Origin of the sequence: Amycolatopsis sp. NPDC049868, assembly GCF_044461365.1 — a bacterium.
GTDB lineage: Bacteria > Actinomycetota > Actinomycetes > Mycobacteriales > Pseudonocardiaceae > Amycolatopsis.
Genome location: NZ_JBITKV010000001.1, coordinates 884,724 through 905,599, shown reverse-complemented (window position 1 = coordinate 905,599; position 20,876 = coordinate 884,724). Strand labels below are relative to the sequence as shown.

Below are 20,876 nucleotides of genomic sequence, written 5' to 3'. Positions count from 1 at the left end.
CGAGGACTCAGACGTTCCGGTTGTGCGGCACGAGATCGAGCGGGTCGTGGTCCGGGTCGTCGACGCCGAGGCTGATGATCCGCGACGGGTGGATCCGGATCACCGCGCCGTCGAGATGGCCGTCGGGCGTGCGGGCACCGGTCAGCGCCTCGGCCCGGCCGCGGATCTCCAGGCACCGGATCCTCGGCGGGTCCTGTGAAGGCATGTCGTCCACCACGAACGCGGCCTGCCCGTTGGCGGCCACGTTCCGGAACTTCTTGCTCTTCGCCAGTTCGTAGCCGGTGATGTCGATCGTCTTGGTCTCGGTGTTGTAGGCGTAGCCGACGGGGCTGACCTGCAGCGTGCCGTCCGGCTGAGCCGTCGCGAGCCGTCCGAGCCCTTGGGTGGCGAGGTAGTCGAGTTCCGCTTCACTGAACATGGAACCCAGTGTGCGACCTCCACTTAACTGGAGGTCAAGAGAACAGACCCTCGCCCCAAAAACCGCCTTCGCGTACACCCGGCGGCACGGCGAAATGAGCGGATCCGGTGTGCTGCAGATACTCCATCATCGCGTCTTTCGACGACAGCGCCTGCTGCATCGGCACGAACTGCTTGCGCGTGTCCCGGTTGAAGGCGAGGAAGAACAGTCCTGCCTCGAGATGCCCGACACCGTCGGAACCGTCGACGAAGTTGTAGCCACGACGCAGGATCCGCGCCCCGTTGAGGTTCTCGTGCGAGGCCAGCCGGACGTGGGAGTCCTCCGGGATCAGCTTCTCGCCGCCGGCGCCGCCGACCTCGAAATCGGGGGTGTCGAATTCGGCGGCCTGGCCCAGCGGCGCGCCCGCGCCCTTCGACCGGCCGACGATCCCTTCCTGGCCCTTCAACGATTCCCGGTCCCAGGTCTCGATGTGCATCCGGATCCGCCTGGCCACCAGGTACGACCCGCCCGCCATCCAGGGTTGCCCGTCTTCGGCCGTCGCCCACACCTGGTCGCGCAGGACGTCGGTCTCCTCGGCCTTGATGTTGCGCGTCCCGTCCTTGAAGCCGAACAGGTTCCGCGGCGTGGACTGCGCCCGCGACGTCGACGAGCTGCGGCCGAACCCGAGCTGCGACCAGCGCACCGCGGTGACGCCGAAACCCAGCCGTACCAGGTTCCGGATGGCGTGCACCGCCACCTGAGGATCGTCCGCGCACGCCTGGACGCAGATGTCGCCACCGCTGCGCGCGGGATCGAGTTTGTCCTGCGGGAACAGGGGGAGATCGATCAGCGCGGCGGGCCGTTTCGAGGCGAGCCCGAACCGGTCGTCGAACAGCGAAGGGCCGAAACCGATCGTCAGCGTCAGTGAGGACGCCGCCAGGTCGAGTGCCTCGCCGGTGTCACTCGGCGGGGCGGCGGGGGCGCCACCGACGGCGCCTCCCGTCCCGACCTCCTGGCCCGCGGTCATCCGCCGCGCCGCGTCCGTCCACGTACGCAGCAGTTTGACCAGTTTTTCGCGATCCTTCGTCGTCACGTCCAGCGCGACGAAATGCAGGTTCTCCTGCACGGGAGTCACGATCCCGGCCTGGTGTTCACCATGGAACTCGACGACGCTCTGCGCCGCCTGCGCCGGGCTGTCCCCGCCGAGCAGCTGTGTCGCGCCGAAGCCCGCCGCGGCGCCGGTCCCGACCAGCGCGGCGCCCGCGCCCGCCATGCCGAACAGCTTCCGGCGCGTGACCGGGGTGTGCTCCGCCCCGGTCATTGCGCCGCCACCTCGGCGACCTTGCTCAGCGGTTCGCTCAGCGCGTCCACCGCCGACGCGAATTCCTTGACCTGGTCCTGGCTCAGCGTGGTGTACAGCTTGAAGCCGTCGCCTTCACGCTGCTTGTCCAGCAGTGCCTGCACATTGCCGAACTCCTTGTCCAAAGTGGACACCAGGGCCGGGTCCTTCGCCTGCAGCAGCGGGCGCAGCGAGGCGATCGCGGCCTTCGAGCCGTCGAGGTTGCCCTGGAAGTCCGAGAGGTCGGTGTGCGAGAACGCCTCCTCCTCGCCGGTGATCTTGCCGGTGGCGATCTCGTCGAGGAGCTCCTTGGCACCGTTGGCCAGGTCGAGCGCGTTCAGTTCGATCGACGCCGACTTGGTCACCAGTTCCTTGACGTCGGCGGCCAGCTGATCGGCGATCTGCGGCGAGTCGGCCTGCGGACCGGTCACCCACAGGTCCTTCTCCAGCCGGTGGAATCCGGTGAACTTCTGGCCCGGTTCGAGGTCGGCCTCGCGCGCGTCGATCTTCGGGTCGAGGTCGCCGAACTTCTCGGCCACCGGCTCGACCCGCTCGAAGTAGACGCGAGTGCGGGCGTACGCGGCCTTCGCTTCGTCGACCTTGCCCGCCTTCACCAGCGCGACGAACTTGGTGGTCTCCTCGTCGAGTGCCTTGGTGTTGTTCGCGACGTACTCCGCGTAGCTCTTGACCGCCTGGGCCTTCTGCGAGTTCGGGTCGTTCTGCTTCGCGCCGCCGCCGGTGACGGTGAAATCACCGCGGATGCCGGTGCCGGTCATGCCGGGTTTGCACGCGGTCTGGTACTTGCCCGCTTCGGCGACCTCGACGATGAGCCGCCGGTTCAGCCCCGGCGCGATGTTCTCGACCTCGCCCATGATCCGGTCGCCCTCGGCGTAGAGGTAGAACTCGGTGACCTTGCTGCCCTTGTTGGTGATCTCGAAGGTCACGTTGCCCGCGTTCGCGGTGGTCACCGAGACCGCGCAGGCCGTGTCGGAGGCTTCGACCTTGATCGGGCCGCCGGCCCCGGTGGGCGTTTCCTCGCCGCCACCGCAGGCGGTGAGCACGATGGCGCCGACGCCGGCGAGCGCGACGAGCGGGAATCGACGAGACACGAGGTCACTCCTTGATCGCGGCCGCGGCGGGCGCCGTGGCCTTCTTCTTGGGCATGAGGAACAGCGGCAGCACGATCGCGACGTACGCGACCCAGGCGACGGCCTGCAAGACCGTCGTCTGCTGCGAGTAGTTGAAGATCCCCTTGAGCAGCGCGCCGTACCAGCTGTCCTCCGGGAGGACGGCCGACGCGTCGAACGCGAGGGTGGTCAGCCCGGGCAGGAAGGCGGCCTCCTGCAGGTCGTGCAGGCCGTAGCCGAGGACGCCCGCCGCGACGAACACCAGCAGGACACCGGTGATCGTGAAGAACTTGCCGAGGTCGAACCGGACGGCGCCGCGGTAGATCAGGTACGCCAGCACGACCGCGACGAGGATGCCGGCGCTGAACCCGATCAACGGCTCGGTCGTGCCGCCCTGCGCGGTCTGCACGGTGGAATAGAAGAACACCGCCGTCTCCAGGCCTTCGCGGCCGACGGCGAAGAACGACAGGACGAGGACCGCGACCGGACCGACGTCGAGCGCTTCGTCGAGCTTCCCGCGCAGCTCCGCGGCGATCGTCCTCGACGCCTTGCGCATCCAGAAGATCATCGCCGTCACGAAGCCGACGGCGACGATCGACAGGGTGCCGCCGAGCAGCTCCTGCTGTTCGAAGGTCAGCTGGGCGGTGGAGTAGGTGAGGATCGCGCCGACCCCGACCGACAGCACGACCGCGACGCCGACCCCGAGCCAGACCCAGCGCAGCGCGTGCCGTCGCTTGGTCTTGACCAGGAACGCGACGAGGATGCTGACGACGAGGGCCGCTTCGAGGCCTTCACGCAGGCCGATGAGCGCACTCGCGAACCACACGTCGTTCTCCCTGGTCGTGCCGACTGAACCTCCTGGTTTTAGGTAAGGCTTCCCTGAAAGTCCAGGGGGAGTGACGTGGTCCCGAAATGGACGAAACGCTTGAAGGGACCTTGATCGGACGCGCGGTTCGTGAGCATCCCCAGGTCAGTGCGACCTTGGTGGTGCACATAACGAATCGGCCGCCGAAGACCGGTTACCGATTCGCTTTACCCTCAGTTGGCTTCGTAAGCCGAATGGGTCATCGCCCGGAAGTGTGGCGAAGTAACCTGTCCGGGTGGCCGAAACCGCCCAGAGCACCGACGCCCCGGAGCATCCAGCGCGCCCTCTGCCGCCGTACGTCCCCAGGCTCGCCTTCGCGGGCGGGCTCGTGCTCACGGGCGTGGTGCTGATCATGACGGTCGGGGTGAACCGGCCCGCCGGGGAGGAACCGCCTCCGGCACCTCAACCCCAGCCCGCGCTCGCGGTTCCCGACCAGAAGCCGCAGCCGGGGGTGGCGACGCCGCGGGCCGGGCTCGCCGCGCCGCCCGACCGGCCCACCGTTTCCGACGCGGCCGAATTGGAGACCTGGGCGAAACGGGTGGCCGCCAAGACCCGGCTCTCCGTCGCCGATCTGTCCGCCTACGGCCGGGCCGAGATGTGGCTCCGGCGGCAGAAGCCGGGCTGTCATCTCTCGTGGGCGACCCTCGCCGGCATCTCCCACGTCGAGACGGCGCAGGGCAGGCCCGGCCCGATCACGCTCGCGCCCGAAATCTGGGCCAAGCACTCCGCCAGGGCCAGGAGCGACGGCAAGCAGCCGGATCCGAAGGACCTCGACGATGCCGCCTTCGCCACCGCTCGCTACTTGTGCGCCGCCGGCGACGACGTCGCCACCCCGGACGGCTGGTGGAAGTCGATGCGGGTCTTCAACCCCGCGGTGCCCTACGTCCAGGAAGTCTTCAGCGCGGCCGACACCTACGCGGACGCCAGCGTCGCGCCCTGATCTTCGAGCACCAGATCGAAGTTGAGCGCCGCCGCCATCCGGTAGGCGTCGCCTGCCGCGACGACGAGCTGCGCCATCGGATCGACGACGTTCCCCGCCGCCCAGACACCGGCCACGTTCGTGCGGCCCTGCGCGTCCACCGCGATCGAGCCGCTTTCGGTGCGAGCGCAGCCGACCTGGGCGAGCAGCCGGTCGTGCGGGACGAACTTCGGGCCGACGAACACGACGTCACGTTCGACGAATTCGCCGTCGACGAGCCGGACGCCGGTGAGCCGGTCGTTTTCGACCGCGAGTTCGGACACCTTCCCGTCGACGATCCGGATGCCCAGCCCGGTCAGCTTCGCCCGGTCTTCGGCCGAGAGCTGCTGTGTATGCGTGAAGAAGGTCAGGTCCTTGCTCCACTGCCAGACGATCAGCGCCTGGTGGACCGACTTGTCGGACGTGGCGAGCACGCCGAACCGCTGATCGCGCACCTCCCAGCCGTGGCAGTACGGGCAGTGCAGCACGTCGGCGCCGAAGCGCTCCGCGACACCGGGGACGTCCGGCAGTTCGTCGGCCAGCCCGGTCGTCACCACGATCCGGCGGCCGCTGACGACCCGCCCGCTCGCCAGTTCCACCGCCTTGTCGTGCCGCAGCCGGTGGACGACGTCGTCGATGATCTCGACGCCGTACGCGCGGACTTCGTCACGGCCTATTTCCAGTAGTTCTTTGGGTGGGATGCCGTCCCTGGTCAGGAAACCGTGGGCGTGCGCGGCGGGCGCGTTGCGCGGGGTGCCGCCGTCGATCACGACCACCTTGCGCCGCGCCCTGCCCAGTACCAAGGCCGCGCTGAGACCCGCGACGCCGCCACCGATGATCACCACGTCGAATTCGTCGTTCATGGTCCCGAGCATCCGGACTTCTTCGAAAGCTGGCAAAGTTCATTGCCGATTTGGCAAACTGGGGGCATGGAGGACATCGAACGGCGGCTCGCCGAGGTCGGCCCGAAGCTCAAGGCCCTTCGCAAGGAGCGCGGCACCACCCTCTCCGCGCTTTCGGAGGCGACGGGGATCTCCGCCAGCACGCTCTCGCGGCTCGAATCGGGCACGCGGAAGGCCACGCTGGAGCTGTTGCTCACGCTGTCGGCGGCACACCAGGTCCCGCTCGACGAACTGGTCGGCGAACCCGAACCCGCCGATCCGCGGGTCCGGATGAAGGCGCAGAAGTTCGGCCGGTTCACCGCGTGGGCGCTGACCGCGCAGCCTGGCCAGCCGCAGGCGTTCAAACTGCTGATCCCGGTCGAGGACATCGAGCCGGTGCAGCGCACTCACGAGGGCTACGAATGGATGTACGTCCTCAGTGGACGGTTGCGGGCGTTGCTCGGCGATCGCGATTTCACGATGGGCCCCGGCGAGGCCGCGGAATTCGACACGCGGGTGCCGCACTGGTTCGGCAGTGCGGGGCCCGGGCCGGTGGAGCTGCTGGTGCTGTTCGGCAAACAGGGTGAGCGCGCCCACCTGCGGGCCAGGTCCAAGTGAGGCGCTCGATCAATCTCGCAACGCGATCCGCGCGTTGACCTCGCTGATCGCTTCCAGATACTCCGGGATCGGGTGCATCGCCGACGCGATCCGCATCTGTGCGAGCGCCTCGGTCAACCGGCCGAGGCGCTGGAGGGTCCGTCCGAGTACGAACCGCGCGTAATGATCGGTGGGGTCCAGCTCCAGCACCCGGGTGAAGGCGCGCTCCGCCCGCCGCAACTGTGCGGAGTGGAAGTACGCACGGCCCGCCAGCAACTGAACACTCGGTTTGTCGGTTTCGTGCTCCAGCAAGGGCTCGAGGGCCTTGAGCGCGTCGAGCGGCCTGCGGCTTTCGACCAGCGCCTCCGCCTGTCGGAAGGCGCGGAACCGTGACTCGCCGGACGAGTCCGGACCGGGTTCTGGGGCGGGTTCGGCATCCATCATGGTCCGCTCCACGATACGCCTGGGCAGGGCCGATCTCGACTGCTGAAACGGTCATGGTGGACTGTCCTGCCATGAGCAGTGCCGAAGCGGATAGGCCCGAAAACGAGCCCGGATACCTCGGGCTCGCGCCATACCTTTACTACGCCGACGCCACCGAGGCGGTCGCGTGGCTGGTCAGAGTGTTCGGGTTCACCGAAGAAGTGCGCTTCGCCGACGGCTCGGGAGAGGTGTTCCAGGCCACCCTGTGCGCCGGTCCGGCCAAGATCCAGCTCGCCGGGGTCGGCCCCGAGTACTGGCAGGCCAAGGGCGTCGACGGTCCGGTCGGGCAGCTGAACATCGTTTACGTCCCCGACGTCGACGCGCAGTACGAGCGGGTCCGCGCCGCGCTGGGCGACGACGCCGACATCGACGCGCCCCAGGATCAGCCGTACGGAGCCCGCGTGTTCACCGTCTCCGACATCGGCGGCAACAGCTGGACCTTCTGGCAGCAGTTCTCCGACACGGTCGAGCTTCCGTCGGGCTGGAAGGAAGTCCGGGCGGACGAACCAGCAACCGAATAGGTACTGCGGAGCGCAGCTCCTCGGTTGAGGGTGGTGGTGGGGAGGAAGGTCGGAAAGGTCTGGTCAGGGCGTGGTGTGGCGCGTGCCTCCAACGGGTGAACTGCGGTGACGGCTAGGCTGGGCCCGGTCACCGCAGGCACAACCCACATGAGGAGCATGGCGTGGCGCTCATCGAGCAGGTAGGCGCTCGCGAGATTCTGGACTCGCGAGGCAACCCGACGGTCGAAGTGGAGGTGGCTCTCGACGACGGCACGCTGGCGCGGGCCGCGGTCCCCTCGGGTGCGTCCACCGGCGAACACGAAGCCGTCGAGCTGCGTGACGGCGACACCGGCCGGTACAACGGCAAGGGTGTCGAGCGCGCGGTCGCGGCCGTCCTGGACGAGATCGGCCCGGACCTGGTCGGCACCGACGCCGTCGACCAGCGCATCGTCGACCAGAAGCTGGTCGACCTCGACGGCACGCCGGCGAAGTCCCGCCTCGGCGCGAACGCCATCCTCGGCGTTTCGCTCGCCGTCGCGAAGGCCGCCGCGGAGTCGGCCGAGCTGGAGCTGTTCCGCTACCTCGGCGGGCCGAACGCGCACGTGCTGCCGGTGCCGATGCTGAACATCCTCAACGGCGGCGCGCACGCCGACACCGATGTCGACATCCAGGAATTCATGATCGCGCCGATCGGCGCCGAGTCGTTCCGCGAGGCCCTGCGCTGGGGCACCGAGGTCTACCACTCGCTGAAGTCGGTCCTGAAGGGCCGCGGCCTGGCGACCGGCCTCGGCGACGAAGGCGGCTTCGCGCCCAGCCTGAAGAACAACCGCGAAGCGCTCGACCTGATCCTTCAGGCGATCGAGAAGGCCGGGTACGCCCCGGGCCGTGACGTCGCGCTCGCGCTCGACGTCGCCGCGACGGAGTTCTTCTCCGATGGCGCGTACACCTTCGAAGGCGCGAAGAAGAGCGCCGAGCAGATGTCCGCCTACTACGGCGAGCTCGTCCGCGACTACCCGCTGGTGTCCATCGAGGACCCGCTGAGCGAGGACGACTGGGACGGCTGGGTCCAGCTGACCACCGAGATCGGCGAGAAGGTCCAGCTGGTCGGCGACGACCTGTTCGTCACCAACCCGGATCGCCTCGAAGAGGGCATCACCCGTCGCGCCGCCAACGCGCTGCTGGTGAAGGTCAACCAGATCGGCACCCTGTCGGAGACCCTCGACGCGATCTCGCTGGCCACCTCCTACGGCTACAAGTCGATGATGAGCCACCGGTCCGGCGAGACCGAGGACACCTTCATCGCCGACCTCGCCGTCGCGACCGGTGTCGGCCAGATCAAGACCGGCGCCCCGGCGCGCGGTGAGCGGATCGCCAAGTACAACCAGCTGCTCCGCATCGAGGAGACCCTCGCCGACGCGGCACGCTACGCCGGCGACCTCGCGTTCCCGCGGTTCAGCCCGGAGGGGTGAGCCGGAAGTGTCTTTTGATCTTTTGAAGTCGCGCCTTTTGGCCGCAAGGCCCCGCTATCGCGATGGCGGGGCGCCCTTCACGTGCTCAGCGGGCTTCAAGGCGGAACGCCGCGCCCCGGCAGCGCGATCGCGGTCGGCGCGATAAAGATGATGGCGGACCGGGGGAGGGCGCGGACGACGACCCGTCGTAGCGGCGGGCGCGCGAGCGGTGGCGGCTCCAGCAGGGGCCGCCGACCGGAGCGTGCCCGTCGCACGACGACGACGGAGGTCCGCGCCCGAACCCGGCTGCGCCGCAGCCTGGCGGCGAAACGGGCATCGGGTGCCGCGAAGGTGCTCGGCATGTCCACCACCCGCCGGGCCGCGGTGGTGGCGATCGTGGTGTGCGCGCTCGCGTTCACCATCGCCGTCCCGCTGCGCACGTACCTCAGCCAGAAGTCCGAGGTGAACGAACAGCAGCAGCTGCAGTCCGAACTACAGCGCAGTGTCACCCAGCTGGAAGGCCGCAAGGCCGAGCTGAGCGACCCGGCGCAGATCGAGGCCGAGGCCCGTAAGCGGTTCGGTTTCGTGAAGCCCGGCGAGACGCCGTACATCGTGCAGCTCCCCGAGGACAAGGCGCCCGAGCAGGGACAGCCGCAAGGTCAGCAGCCAGTGCCCGCGGGCTCCTGGTACGAGAAGCTGTGGGATCAGGTCGCGGGCGGCTGAAGCGCTCCCTTTAGCCTTATGGGTGTGAACAGCACGGAAAAGTCTTCATTCGAGCCTGTGACCGACGCCGACCGCGAGATCATCGCGGAACAGCTCGGCCGGGCACCCCGTGCGCTGCGCGCCGTCGCCGCGCGCTGCCCGAGCGGCCACCCGTCGGTCGTGCAGACCAGCCCCCGCCTCGACGACGGCACGCCGTTCCCCACGCTCTACTACTTGACCTGCCCGAAGCTGACTTCGATGGTCGGCACGCTCGAAGCGTCCGGGCTGATGAAGGAGATGACCGACCGGCTCGCGGAGGATCCCGAGCTGGCGGCCGCCTACCAGCGGACCCACGAGAGCTACCTCGCCGAACGCGACGCCATCGACTCGCTCGGCCACGAGGTCAGCGCGGGCGGGATGCCCGGCCGCGTCAAATGCCTGCACGTCCACCTCGCGCATACGCTCGCGGTCGGTCCCGGGGTGAACCCGTTCGGCGACGAAACCCTCGCGTTGCTCAAGTCGAACGGGTGGCCGTCGGGCGACTGCCAGGGGTAACACCGGCCGCTGGTGTACAGATAGTTCCTCCAGGCGGGTTAATTCACCCGATGTCGACCAACTGGTCGTCCTCAATGGGGTGAAACCGGTCACCGCATGCGGCAGGCTGTGTACCAGTCGTGGGTTGTCGGGGTGGGGGTACCGGATCGCCGAGTCGTGATCCGCCGGGAGGGTTCAGAGGTATGCGCGTGAGGCAGGTGCCAGGCGCGGTCTCCGGTCATGTCCGGAGACTCTGTCTCCGGCACCGCACGATCGCCGCGGTGACCGGAGGTGTCCTCGCCATCGTCCCGGCCGGTGCCGCGGTCGTCGGTGCCGGCAGCTGGGCCGCGACGGCGAGCACGATCCATACCGACAACGTCGCCCTCGTCGGCGGCTACGACCCGAAGAACCCGCTCGTCCAGCAGATCGGTGTCGACGGCAGCCTGCCGAACGCGCCGACCCCGCTCCCGCTCCCCGCGGACGAACTCCCCAACGGACCGCTCGGCATCCCGGTCACGGCGCTCGCCGCGTACCGCAACGCGGCCGACATCCTCATCGCCGAACAGCCCGGCTGCCACATCGACTGGGCGCTGATCGCGAGTATCGGCCGCATCGAGTCCAACCACGCGCGCGGCGGCTACGTCGACGCGAAGGGCAACACCCTGGAGCCGATCCTCGGCCCGCAGCTCAACGGAGCCGGGCCGTTCGCGGCCATCCCGGACACCGACGGCGGGAAGTTCGACGGCGACACGGTCTGGGACCGCGCCGTCGGCCCGACGCAGTTCATCCCGTCGACCTGGGCCCGTTACGCCTCCGACGGTAACGGCGACGGCGAGTCCAATCCGAACAACATCTTCGACGCGGCGCTGGGTACGGGCCGGTACCTGTGCTCCGGCGGCCTCGATCTGTCGAAGCCGGATCAGCTGCGCGCGGCCGTGTTCCGCTACAACAACTCGGACACCTACGTGAACACCGTGCTGATCTGGGCCGAGGCCTACCGCACGGGGGTGCTGCCGACGCCGGACAGCAAGGTGCCCATCGGCGCCCCGAACGCCGGTGCCGCGCCGCCGCCCGTGTCGGTGCCGCCGCCTCCGGTGCCGTCGACGCCACCCGGTTCGGTGACGCCGCCGCCGTCGAGCTCGCTGCCGCCGAGCAATTCGGGCTCGTCGTCGAAATCGCCGTCGACGACCCCGAAGCTGCCGCCGTGCCCGACGGTCACCGAGACGGAGACGCAACCGACTTCGACCACGAGCACGAGTCCGACGACCACGACACCGACTCCCGCGCCGACCTGCTCTTCGCCGACGACGACCACAACGACGACGACGGTGCCGTCGTCGACCAGCGGCACCAAGACGCCTTGATCGCATTGACTACGCTGGCGGCATGCCTCGTGTTGCCGCGATCGACTGTGGGACCAACTCCATCCGCCTGCTCGTCGCCGAGCTGACCCCTCGCCACGACGGGACGGTCGACCTGCGCGACCTGCACCGCGAGATGCGGATCGTCCGCCTCGGCCAGGGTGTGGACGCGACCGGCAAGCTGGCGCCCGAGGCGCTTGAGCGCACCCGTAAGGCGCTAGCCGACTACACGATCGCCGCGCGCCGCAAGGGCGTGGAGAAGGTCCGCATGGTCGCGACGTCCGCTACTCGTGACGCGAGCAACCGCGACGAGTTCTTCGCGATGACGCGCGAGGTGCTCGGCACCGAGGCCGAGGTCATCAGCGGCGACGAAGAGGCCCGCCTGTCCTTCACCGGCGCCGTCGGTGAGCAGGATCCCGACGACGGCCCCTTCGTGGTGGTCGACGTCGGCGGCGGCTCGACCGAACTCGTGGTCGGCACCTGGGACGGCCGTCAGGCCGAGGTCATCGCGGCCAAGTCGGTCGACATCGGCTGCGTGCGGATCACCGAACGCGCGCTGAAATCGGACCCGCCGACCGCGGCCGAGATCGCCGAAGCCCGCGAGCTGGCCGCGAAGGTGCTCACCGAGGCCTTCGACGTCGTGGACGTGTCCAGCGCCAAGACGTGGATCGGCGTCGCCGGGACGGTCACGACCCTGACGGCCGTGGCGCAGGGCCTGTCGGAGTACGACTCCGAGCGCACGCACCTTTCGAAGCTCTCCCACGCCGACATCGACCGCGTCGCGCAGTCGCTCCTCACGGCCGACCACGCCACCCGCGCCGCGAACCCGGTGATCCACCCTGGCCGGGTCGATGTGATCGGCGGCGGCTCGGTGATCGTGCAGGTGCTGGCGGAGCAGTTCGCCACGCGCGGTGGTCCCGGCGAGCTGGTGATCTCCGAGCACGACATCCTCGACGGGATCGCGTTGTCGTTGGCTTGACAGTCAGGTTTTCTCTTACGTGAAGCCATTTCTTTAGGTGATCAAGTGGTGACCTCAAGTCGGGATTGAGCCATTCGGCGCAGCCGCGTTCCTACCAACGTTGTGCTCTAACCGGGTGGTCCGGGAGACCGTCACACATTTGCAACACCAACGCACTGTGATCGCCTTCACCTGTCCCATAGCGTCGTCTCACCTTCTGGGCGGTAGGGCGCGACCAGCGCCCGCCGGACTATCCGACGACGAGAGTTGGAGGGGACATGCGGGCTTCACGCGGGTTCTGGGGAGCGACGGCGGTGGTGGCCACGGCGGCCCTGCTGCTGACGGCCTGTGGGGGTGGTGGATCCAGTGAGAACAAGGGATCCGGCGCCACCGACGCCAACGCGTCGGTTTCGGTCTACGGCACCGAGCCGGAGAACTCGCTGATTCCCGCCAACACCAACGAGCTCGGTGGCTCCAAGGCCCTCAAGCCGATCTTCTCGGCGCTGGTCGGCTACAAATCCGACACCGCCGAGCCGTACAACCTGATGGCCGAATCGATCAACACGACCGATTCAAAGGTCTTCGACATCAAGATCAAAAAGGGCTGGAAGTTCCACGACGGGACCGAGGTCAAGGCCAAGAACTTCGTCGACGCCTGGAACTACAGCGCGAACGGCAAGAACGGCATGCAGAACGCGTCGTTCTTCGAGCAGATCCAGGGCTACGACGAGATCAGCGTCAAGGAACCCGCCGTCAAGGAGATGTCCGGGCTCAAGGTCGTGAACGACTACGAGTTCCAGGTCACCCTCAAGGGACCGTTCTCGGTGTTCGCCACCAAGATCGGTTACCTCGCCTTCGCGCCGCTGCCGGACAAGTTCTTCGCCGACCCGGAGGCGTTCGCCAAGGCCCCCATCGGCAACGGCCCGCTGAAGTTCGTTTCGCGCACGCCCAACCAGAACATGAAGCTCACGCGCTACGACGAGTACCAGGGCGAGGACAAGGTCAAGTTCAAGGACCTGGAAGTCCGCATCTACACCAGCCAGGAGACCGCGTACCAGGATCTGCTGAGCAACCGCCTCGACTTCATGGAGGCGCTCCCGCCCGCGGCGAAGGCCGGTGGCAAGTACAAGACCGACCTCGGTGAGCGTCTGGTCGAAGGGAAGCTGCTCGGCATCAGCGCGCTCGCCCTCCCGTACTACGTCCCGGGTTACAACAACCTCGACCTGCGCAAGGCGATCTCGCTGGCCATCGACCGCGAGCAGATCGTCAAGACCGTCATGAACGACACCTACGCGCCCGCCGACGGCTACGTGTCGCGCGGTATCGAGGGCTACCGGCCCGGTGTCTGCGGCGAGTTCTGCAAGTTCGATCCGGTGAAGGCCAAGGAGTTCTTCGCGAAGTCCGGTTTCACCGGCAAGCTGACCATCGCGTCGAACGCCGACGGTGGCCGCAAGGAGCCGCTGGTCGCGGCGTGCAACAGCATCAAGAACGCCCTCGGCGTCGAATGCGACTTCGTGCCGGCGACCGACTTCGGGCAGTGGCGCAGCATCGTGAACAACCGCCAGCTGACCGGCATGGGCCGTTCCGACTGGTCCGCCGACTACCCGTCGATCGAGAACTACCTGAACCCGCGCTACAAGAGCACCGGTTCGTCGAACGACTCCACGTACAACAACCCGGCCGTCGACGCGCTGCTGACCCAGGCGGACCAGACCGCCGACAAGGCGGCCGCGATCAAGCTGTACCAGCAGGCCGAGGACCTGATCGCGAAGGATCTGCCGCAGATCCCCGTGTGGGAAGAAAAGGGTGTCGGCGGCAAGTCGAACCGGCTCAAGGTCGCGAAGCTCGACTTCGGTCGTCTCGCGGACTACTCGTCCATCGAGGTCGCGGCGAAGTAATCGCGTGGTCGTGCCGGCCGGGAGCGCATCGCTCCCGGCCGGCCGGACCCACGGCTCCCACCACGCGATCCCCAGGACGGCACGCCCATGCCCCAGTACATCCTTCGACGCCTACTGCAACTGATACCGGTCTTCTTCGGTACGACTTTCCTCATCTACGCCCTCGTGTGGGCGGTCCCCGGTGACCCGTTCGCCGGCAAATGCGGTCAGGTCGCCTGCCCGCCCGCCTACATCGAGATGATGACGGCGAAGTTCAACCTCGACGATTCGATCTTCGTCCAGTACTTCAAATACCTCGGCAACCTGTTCACCGGCGACTGGGGCGAGACCTTCAACGGTGTCTCGGTCGGCGAGCTGATCGGCAACGCCTATCCGGTGACCGTCCGGCTCGCCCTCATCGCGGTGGCCATCGAAGCGATCATCGGCCTGTCCGCGGGCATCCTGACCGGCCTGCGCGGCAAGGGTTTTCTCGACAACCTCGTGCTGATGTCCACCACGTTCCTGATCTCGATCCCGGTGTTCGTCACCGCGATCGTGCTGCAGATCGTCCTCGGTTCGGAACTGGGCATCATCGACGCCAGCGTCTCCGAGGACGCCACGATCGGCGAACTGATCGTGCCCGGAATCGCGCTCGGCAGCCTTTCCATGGCCTATATAGCCCGGCTGACCAGAACGAGCATCGCGGAGAACCGGCACGCCGACTACGTCCGCACGGCCGTCGCGAAAGGACAGCCGCGCAGCCGGGTCGTCGGCGTGCACCTGCTCCGGAACTCGGTGATCCCGGTGCTGACCTTCATCGGCACCGACATCGGCGCGCTCATGGGCGGGGCCATCGTCACCGAAGGCGTGTTCAACATCAACGGCATCGGCGGGCTCATCTTCCGCGGTATCCAGAACCGGGAGGGCGCCACCGTCACCGGCGTCGTCGTCCTGCTGGTGATGGTCTACCTGCTGGTGAGTCTCATCGTCGACCTGCTCTACGCCGTTCTCGACCCGAGGATCCGTTATGACTGACCCCAATGTGGCCGGCGGGGTGTCCTCTGTGGACGTCGCGAGCGCCGGTGTCGCCGACGACTCCGCAGAGGCGCACAAACCGCGCAGCCTCGGCGGCGACGCCTGGCGGATGTTGCGCAAACGTCCGTCGTTCATCATCTCCGCCGTCATCATCGCGCTCGTCGTGCTCATCGCGATCGCGCCCGACCTGTTCAGTTCCCGGCCCGCCGGGTTCAGCGATCTGCTCCACGCCAACGAAGGACCGTCCGCGGACGCCTGGTTCGGCTACGACAACCAGGGTTACGACGTCTACGCGCGGACCATCCACGGCGCGCGGGCGTCGCTGCTGGTCGGTGTCTTCGCGACGATCCTGACGGTCCTGATCGGTTCGGTGGTCGGGATCATCGCCGGGTACTACGGGCGTCTCGTCGACAGCCTGTTCTCGCGGGTTGGCGACATCTTCGCGGCGCTGCCGTTCGTGCTCGGCGCGATCGTCATCCTGACCACGTTCAACGCACCAGGCTCGAACCCCGGCGTGGTCACCATCATCGTCCAGGTGGTCGTCTCGATCGCCGCGCTGAGCTGGCCGGTGGCGATGCGCATCATGCGGTCGGCGACGCTGGTGGCCAAACAACTCGACTACGTCAAGGCCGCGCGTGGTCTCGGCGCGAGCACCCCGCGCATCGTGTTCCGGCATCTGCTGCCCAACACGGTCGCGCCGGTGCTGGTCTACGGGACCATCGCGCTCGGCGCGTTCATCGGCGCGGAAGCGACGCTGGCGTATCTCGGTGTCGGTGTGCGGCCGCCGGTCGTCTCGTGGGGCGTGATGATCAGCGACGCGCGCGACTACTTCCGGGTGAATCCGCACATGCTGTTGTTCCCCGCCGGGTTCGTCACCATCACCGTGCTCGCGTTCGTCATGCTCGGTGACGGGATCCGCGACGCGCTCGACCCGAAGGCCCGGTGATCGGCTGTGACCGACGAATTGCTGCTGGAAGTGGAAGACCTCCACGTCGAATTCCGCACCTCCGACGGCGTCGCGACCGTGCTCAACGGGGTCGACTACTCCGTGCACGCCGGGGAAACCCTTGCCGTGCTGGGAGAATCGGGCTCCGGCAAGAGTGTCACGGCGCAGACGGTGATGGGTATCCTCGACAGCCCGCCCGCCGTCGTCACCGGCGGCGCGGTCCGCTACCGCGGTGAGGATCTGCTCACCGCCACCGAAGAGCGGCGGCGTGAGGTGCGGGGCGGGGAGATCGCGATGATCTTCCAAGACGCGCTGTCGGCGTTGAATCCCGTGTTCACCGTGGGATTCCAGATCGAGGAACAGCTGCGGGTCCGGCTCGGTATGTCCAAAAAGGACGCGCGCAAACGGGCGATCGAACTGCTCGACATCGTGCGCATCCCGGCGGCCGCCCGCCGGGTCCGCGAGTATCCGCACCAGTTCTCGGGCGGGATGCGGCAACGCGCGATGATCGCCATGTCGCTCGCGCTCGACCCGGATCTGCTGATCGCGGACGAGCCGACGACCGCGCTCGACGTCACCGTGCAGGCCCAGATCATGGACCTGCTGGCGGAGATCCAGGCCGAACGGCGGATGGGACTGATCCTGATCACGCACGATCTGGCGGTGGTCGCCGAGGTCGCCGACCGGATCGCCGTGATGTACGCGGGCCGGATCGTCGAACAGGCCGACGTCACCGAGTTGTTCCGCTCGCCGGGGCATCCCTACACCGAGGCGCTGATGGCCTCGCTGCCGCGGCTCGACCTCAAAGGACAGACGCTGGAGACCATCAAGGGCCTGCCGCCGAGCCTGCTGAACGTCCCGCCCGGCTGCCCGTTCCATCCGCGCTGCCCACGCGCGGAAAGCCGGTGCGAGACCGAACGGCCCGCCCTGCACGGCCTCGGTTTCGGCCGGGTCAGCGCCTGCCACTTCGCCGACGAGGTGGTGAGCGGCCGTGTCTGAGCCGATTCTGCGGGTCGAGAACCTGGTGAAGTACTTCCCGGTGCGGGCCGGGATCCTCTTCAAACGCACCATCGGGCACGTGAAGGCCGTCGACGGGGTCTCCTTCGACCTGATGCCAGGGGAAACGCTGGGTGTCGTGGGGGAGTCCGGCTGCGGCAAGTCCACGCTGGCCCAGGTTCTCATGCGGCTGGAGGAGCCCACGGGCGGGCTCGCGACCTTCGAAGGCCGCGACATCTTCGCGTTGCGCGGTGCCGAACTGAGGAGGCTGCGGCGTGAGATCCAGATCGTGCTGCAGGATCCGTACACCTCGCTGAACCCGAGGATGACGGTCGGCGACATCATCGGCGAACCCTTCGAAATCCACACCGAGGTGGCGCCGAAGGGGTCGCGGGCGGCGAAGGTGCGGGAGCTGCTCGATGTCGTCGGATTGAACCCCGAGCACATCAACCGCTATCCGCACCAGTTCTCCGGCGGGCAGCGTCAGCGCATCGGGATCGCGCGGGCGCTGGCGTTGCGGCCGAAGGTGATCATCTGCGACGAACCGGTTTCCGCGCTGGACGTTTCGATCCAGGCGCAGGTGATGAACCTGCTCGGTGAACTGCAGAAGGAATTCGGCCTTTCCTATGTGTTCATCGCACACGATCTGTCCGTTGTCCGTCACCTTTCCACGAGGGTGGCGGTGATGTATCTCGGCAAGATCGTGGAAATGGGGACGGAAGAGGAGATCTACGAACATCCCTCGCACCCGTATACGCAGGCGCTGCTGTCCGCGGTGCCGGTCGCGGATCCGGCGTTGCGTGGGCAGCGGCAGGTGATCCGCCTGGAAGGCGACGTGCCGAGCCCGCTGGAACCGCCGTCCGGCTGCCGGTTCCGCACGCGGTGCTGGAAGGCGCAGGACATTTGCGCCGATCAGGAACCAGAATTGATCATCCGGTCGGGTGGGCATTTGTCCGCCTGTCATTTCGCGGAGGAGAAAACCGTCGTCCCCTGACTTTCGTAGGGACTTCGTTGATACGTGAGGGACAGCTGACGTAGTTTGCACGAATAGTTTTCTTCAGGAGGCAGGAAGTGAAAAAGCCAAGATCTCTCGTGATCGCGCTCGCGGTACCGCTGTTCGGTGCAATCGTGGCCGCGCCGACGGCTTCCGCGCAGCCGCGGCTTTCCGGTGCGGCGACCGAATTCTCCGTCCTGGCCCATGAAGGCCAAAGCGTCGCCTCGGTGGAAAGGGCGATCCGCGCCGCCGGGGGCACCGTCGTGACGAGCAACGCCGCGGTCGGCCTGATCACCGCGACCGCGCCCGCCAACGGTTTCGCCGAGCGGGTCTCCGCGGACCGCGCGGTTTTCGGTGCCGCCAAAGCGAAGGCGATCGGCACCGCGCCGAAGCAGGGCAAGGTGAAGGACAAGCCGGGTGCCGTCGAGAAGGAGGGCCGCGGCGCCGCGTCGGCCCAGAAGCAGGTCGAAGCGAAGACCGTCGGCATGGATCCGCTCGACGATCAGCTCTGGGGCCTCAAGTCCGTCCGGTCGGACCTTTCGCGCACCAAGCAGCCGGGTGACAAGCGGGTGAAGGTCGGCGTCATCGACACCGGTGTCGACGGCAGCCACCCGGACATCGCGCCGAACTTCGACCGCGCGGCGTCGCGGAACTTCACCAAGGACATCGTCACCGACGTGAACGGCGCCGTCGTCGACGGACCGTGTGAATTCCGCGGCTGTGTCGACCCGGTGGACCACGACGACAACGGGCACGGCACGCACGTCGCCGGCACCATCGGCGCGGCCGTGAACGGTTTCGGTGTCTCGGGTGTCGCCCCGAACGTGACGCTGGTGAACCTCCGCGCCGGGCAGGACTCGGGCTCGTTCTTCCTGCAGCCGACCGTGGACGCGATCACCTACGCCGGCGACGCCGGTGTGGACGTCGTGAACATGAGCTTCTTCACGGATCCGTGGCTGTACAACTGCACCGCGAACCCCGCGGACTCGGCTGAGCAGCAGGCCGAGCAGCGCACCATCATCGAGGCGACGACCCGTGCGCTGAACTACGCGTACCGCAAGGGCGTCACCCAGGTCGTCTCGCTGGGCAACCAGCACAGCGACCTCGGCTCCCCGCAGCCCGACGCGTCGAGCCCCAACTACCCTTCGAACAGCACGCACCCGCGGCAGATCGACAACGCGAGCTGCCTCTCGCTGCCCATCGAAGGCCCGCACACGATCGGTGTCTCGTCCTTCGGCCCGTCGCAGGCGAAGGCGGACTACTCGAACTACGGCGTCGAGCAGATCTCGGTGTCCGCACCCGGCGGCTACTTCCGTGATTACTTCGGCACCCCGTGGTACCGCACGAACGAGAACCTGATCCTCTCGACGTACCCGCGCAACGTCGGCGTCGCGGAAGGCATGATCGACGCGGACGGGAACCTCACGCCCGACGGTGTCGCCGCCGGTATCCAGAAGGCGACCGCCGCCGACGGCCGCGTCGGCTACTACCAGTGGCTGCAGGGGACGTCGATGGCGTCGCCGCACGCGACCGGTGTCGCGGCGCTGATCGTTTCGCAGTACGGCAAGGGTTCGCGCGATTTCGGGATGAACCCGGACGCCGTGCAGCGGGTGCTCGAGGGCACGGCTTCGGACATCGCCTGCCCGACGCCGCGGACCGTCGACTACCTGAAGGAAGGCCGGGACGCGTCGTTCACCGCGACCTGCACCGGTGACGCTTCGTTCAACGGCTTCTACGGCCACGGGGCCGTCGACGCCTGGTCGGCCGTCACGCGGGGCTCGGAGTTCCTGCGAGGCTGATCCTTCGGTTCCTTAGAGTGCTATGAACGGTCCGTTCCTTGCAAAATTCGCAAGGAACGGACCGTTCATAGCATCCGGGCCGGATCTGGTCGGACGATCAGGCGGCTCGATCGGTGCGGACCACAGTGACATCGGGTCTCGGGCGCCGCGCTGCTGCGTCGGCAGCGGCACGGAGTTCGGCGATGACCTTCTCCGGTTCGTCGCGAATCCGAGACGGCAAGGTCTGGACGACAATGATCCCTGCGGCCGCGTAACGATTGTTGCGATGGAGGGTCTTCCGATAGGCGTCCCTGCCGAAGTGGAAGGCGTACGAATCCAATTCCCATGCCATGCCAAGCTCATCGCACCACGAATCCGGTTTGCCGATGTAGTTGCCGAAGGCGTCGTAGATCTTGACGTTCCGCTCGGCAGGCGGCAGTCCTGCTTTCTTCCAGATCGCCAGCGATGCTGCCTCGGGGACCGACTTGACATCGGCAGCGAGCTCTCGGAGCACGGCACGAGGGAGAGCTGTTCCCCGCCTGCTGCCGGATTCGAGTTCGGCGCTCAACTCTCCGACGGTGCAGAGGCCCGTCTCGATGGCTTCGATGAGCAGGGCGCGAACCGGGTCGAGGTCCCTGATGCGCCTTACGCCATCCAAAACCGCGCGGGCCGGTGCTGCCAGCGGTACGCCCTCGATCACCCGACGTTCCGGCATCGCGATCGTTCTTTCGATGATCGCGAACTTGACGCTTCGTACTTGGTGCTGTTCGGGGATGAGCACGTGGACTGTCCCGTGGGGACCGGATTGTCGTAGCCCGTAACGCCGCGCGGCCTCGAAGCCGGTGACGACCCCCAGGGCATTGGTGAGCATCAGTGCGGCTTCTACTCGTTGCCGCGCGGTCGGCTGTTCCTTCGAGAGAAGGACAATGCCTGGTAGGAGGTGAGTCCACCTGCCACCAGGCTGGCATCTTCGATACGACGTGCTTTGCGTGACCCCGAGTCTCTCCAGGGTCGCCACGCGGATGACGCCGTACCGACTGTGTTGACGTAGGTATGAGTCCGTTAGCGGAGCTCGTGATAGGTACATGCTGACACAGTGA

22 protein-coding genes are annotated in these 20,876 nt (G+C 67.5%); 14 read left to right on the top strand and 8 right to left on the bottom strand.

What is annotated here, in order from left to right:
* Positions 1–7: 7 nt before the first annotated feature.
* Genes ACIBTM_RS04465 through efeU form a run of 4 tightly spaced genes read right to left on the bottom strand, consistent with a single transcriptional unit; the run spans position 8 to position 3,689 of the window.
* Positions 8–418: a PPOX class F420-dependent oxidoreductase gene (locus ACIBTM_RS04465; protein WP_257484348.1), complete on the bottom strand. Its 411-nt coding sequence runs from the start codon at positions 416–418 to the stop codon at positions 8–10.
* A 34-nt stretch (positions 419–452) separates the two neighbouring features.
* Entirely contained in the window at positions 453–1,718 is a 1,266-nt protein-coding gene (gene efeB, locus ACIBTM_RS04460; RefSeq protein WP_395875142.1) for an iron uptake transporter deferrochelatase/peroxidase subunit, read from the bottom strand.
* Positions 1,715–2,845 (bottom strand): iron uptake system protein EfeO, encoded by a 1,131-nt coding sequence (gene efeO, locus ACIBTM_RS04455; protein WP_395875141.1) that lies wholly within the window; start codon positions 2,843–2,845, stop codon positions 1,715–1,717. Before efeO ends, efeB begins: the two co-directional genes overlap by 4 nt.
* Positions 2,846–2,849: 4 nt before the next feature.
* Positions 2,850–3,689, bottom strand: coding sequence for an iron uptake transporter permease EfeU (efeU, locus tag ACIBTM_RS04450; protein ID WP_395875140.1), 840 nt, complete (start codon positions 3,687–3,689; stop codon positions 2,850–2,852).
* Positions 3,690–3,963: 274 nt separating this feature from the next.
* Here efeU and ACIBTM_RS04445 point away from each other — a divergent pair, with 274 nt between their 5' ends.
* Positions 3,964–4,668, top strand: coding sequence for a murein transglycosylase (locus tag ACIBTM_RS04445; protein WP_395875139.1), 705 nt, complete (start codon positions 3,964–3,966; stop codon positions 4,666–4,668).
* On the opposite strand, the gene ACIBTM_RS04440 is transcribed toward ACIBTM_RS04445, so the two are convergent.
* The gene (locus ACIBTM_RS04440) at positions 4,641–5,561 is read right to left on the bottom strand and encodes an NAD(P)/FAD-dependent oxidoreductase (RefSeq protein WP_395875138.1); all 921 of its coding nucleotides are present in this window, start codon (positions 5,559–5,561) and stop codon (positions 4,641–4,643) included. The two genes, ACIBTM_RS04445 and ACIBTM_RS04440, sit on opposite strands and share 28 nt — an antisense overlap.
* A gap of 54 nt (positions 5,562–5,615) precedes the next feature.
* Between ACIBTM_RS04440 and ACIBTM_RS04435 the strand changes: the two genes are divergently transcribed.
* Positions 5,616–6,185 carry a helix-turn-helix domain-containing protein gene (locus tag ACIBTM_RS04435; RefSeq protein WP_007028810.1) on the top strand — a complete coding sequence of 190 codons (570 nt, stop codon included), beginning with the start codon at positions 5,616–5,618 and terminating at the stop codon, positions 6,183–6,185.
* Between the two features lie 9 nt (positions 6,186–6,194).
* On the opposite strand, the gene ACIBTM_RS04430 is transcribed toward ACIBTM_RS04435, so the two are convergent.
* Positions 6,195–6,608 carry a tetratricopeptide repeat protein gene (locus ACIBTM_RS04430; protein ID WP_395875137.1) on the bottom strand — a complete coding sequence of 138 codons (414 nt, stop codon included), beginning with the start codon at positions 6,606–6,608 and terminating at the stop codon, positions 6,195–6,197.
* 71 nt (positions 6,609–6,679) lie between these two features.
* On the opposite strand from ACIBTM_RS04430, the gene ACIBTM_RS04425 reads away from it, so the two are divergent.
* On the top strand, positions 6,680–7,168 hold the full coding sequence (locus ACIBTM_RS04425; RefSeq protein ID WP_395875136.1) for a VOC family protein: 489 nt from the start codon (positions 6,680–6,682) through the stop codon (positions 7,166–7,168).
* Positions 7,169–7,329: 161 nt separating this feature from the next.
* The gene (gene eno, locus ACIBTM_RS04420) at positions 7,330–8,616 is read left to right on the top strand and encodes a phosphopyruvate hydratase (protein WP_016337276.1); all 1,287 of its coding nucleotides are present in this window, start codon (positions 7,330–7,332) and stop codon (positions 8,614–8,616) included.
* Between the two features lie 95 nt (positions 8,617–8,711).
* Here the strand turns inward: eno and ACIBTM_RS04415 are convergent, their stop codons facing one another.
* Entirely contained in the window at positions 8,712–8,957 is a 246-nt protein-coding gene (locus ACIBTM_RS04415) for a hypothetical protein (RefSeq protein ID WP_125694144.1), read from the bottom strand.
* On the opposite strand from ACIBTM_RS04415, the gene ACIBTM_RS04410 reads away from it, so the two are divergent.
* The 10 genes from ACIBTM_RS04410 to ACIBTM_RS04365 all read left to right on the top strand — a co-directional run bounded on the left by ACIBTM_RS04410 (position 8,956) and on the right by ACIBTM_RS04365 (position 19,797).
* A complete protein-coding gene (locus tag ACIBTM_RS04410) occupies positions 8,956–9,318 on the top strand; it encodes a septum formation initiator family protein (protein ID WP_123799156.1) in 363 nt (120 codons plus the stop codon). The genes ACIBTM_RS04415 and ACIBTM_RS04410 overlap by 2 nt on opposite strands.
* 18 nt (positions 9,319–9,336) lie before the next feature.
* Positions 9,337–9,852: a DUF501 domain-containing protein gene (locus ACIBTM_RS04405; RefSeq protein ID WP_395875135.1), complete on the top strand. Its 516-nt coding sequence runs from the start codon at positions 9,337–9,339 to the stop codon at positions 9,850–9,852.
* Positions 9,853–10,034: 182 nt separating this feature from the next.
* Positions 10,035–11,195 (top strand): lytic transglycosylase domain-containing protein, encoded by a 1,161-nt coding sequence (locus ACIBTM_RS04400; RefSeq protein ID WP_395875134.1) that lies wholly within the window; start codon positions 10,035–10,037, stop codon positions 11,193–11,195.
* A gap of 22 nt (positions 11,196–11,217) precedes the next feature.
* Positions 11,218–12,171, top strand: a complete 954-nt coding sequence (locus ACIBTM_RS04395) for a Ppx/GppA phosphatase family protein (protein ID WP_360960499.1) — start codon at positions 11,218–11,220, stop codon at positions 12,169–12,171.
* A gap of 257 nt (positions 12,172–12,428) precedes the next feature.
* Positions 12,429–14,048, top strand: coding sequence for an ABC transporter substrate-binding protein (locus ACIBTM_RS04390; RefSeq protein WP_395875133.1), 1,620 nt, complete (start codon positions 12,429–12,431; stop codon positions 14,046–14,048).
* 87 nt (positions 14,049–14,135) lie between these two features.
* Complete coding sequence (locus tag ACIBTM_RS04385) at positions 14,136–15,062, top strand: ABC transporter permease (protein WP_016337270.1); 927 nt, start codon at positions 14,136–14,138, stop codon at positions 15,060–15,062.
* Positions 15,055–16,008: an ABC transporter permease gene (locus ACIBTM_RS04380; protein ID WP_395875132.1), complete on the top strand. Its 954-nt coding sequence runs from the start codon at positions 15,055–15,057 to the stop codon at positions 16,006–16,008. Before ACIBTM_RS04385 ends, ACIBTM_RS04380 begins: the two co-directional genes overlap by 8 nt.
* A 6-nt stretch (positions 16,009–16,014) precedes the next feature.
* A complete protein-coding gene (locus tag ACIBTM_RS04375; protein ID WP_395875131.1) occupies positions 16,015–17,007 on the top strand; it encodes an ABC transporter ATP-binding protein in 993 nt (330 codons plus the stop codon).
* Complete coding sequence (locus tag ACIBTM_RS04370) at positions 17,000–17,998, top strand: ABC transporter ATP-binding protein (protein ID WP_395875130.1); 999 nt, start codon at positions 17,000–17,002, stop codon at positions 17,996–17,998. Before ACIBTM_RS04375 ends, ACIBTM_RS04370 begins: the two co-directional genes overlap by 8 nt.
* Positions 17,999–18,075: 77 nt before the next feature.
* Positions 18,076–19,797, top strand: a complete 1,722-nt coding sequence (locus tag ACIBTM_RS04365; protein WP_395875129.1) for a S8 family serine peptidase — start codon at positions 18,076–18,078, stop codon at positions 19,795–19,797.
* A 97-nt stretch (positions 19,798–19,894) separates the two neighbouring features.
* On the opposite strand, the gene ACIBTM_RS04360 is transcribed toward ACIBTM_RS04365, so the two are convergent.
* Positions 19,895–20,647 carry a hypothetical protein gene (locus tag ACIBTM_RS04360; RefSeq protein WP_395875128.1) on the bottom strand — a complete coding sequence of 251 codons (753 nt, stop codon included), beginning with the start codon at positions 20,645–20,647 and terminating at the stop codon, positions 19,895–19,897.
* Positions 20,648–20,876: the final 229 nt, after the last annotated feature.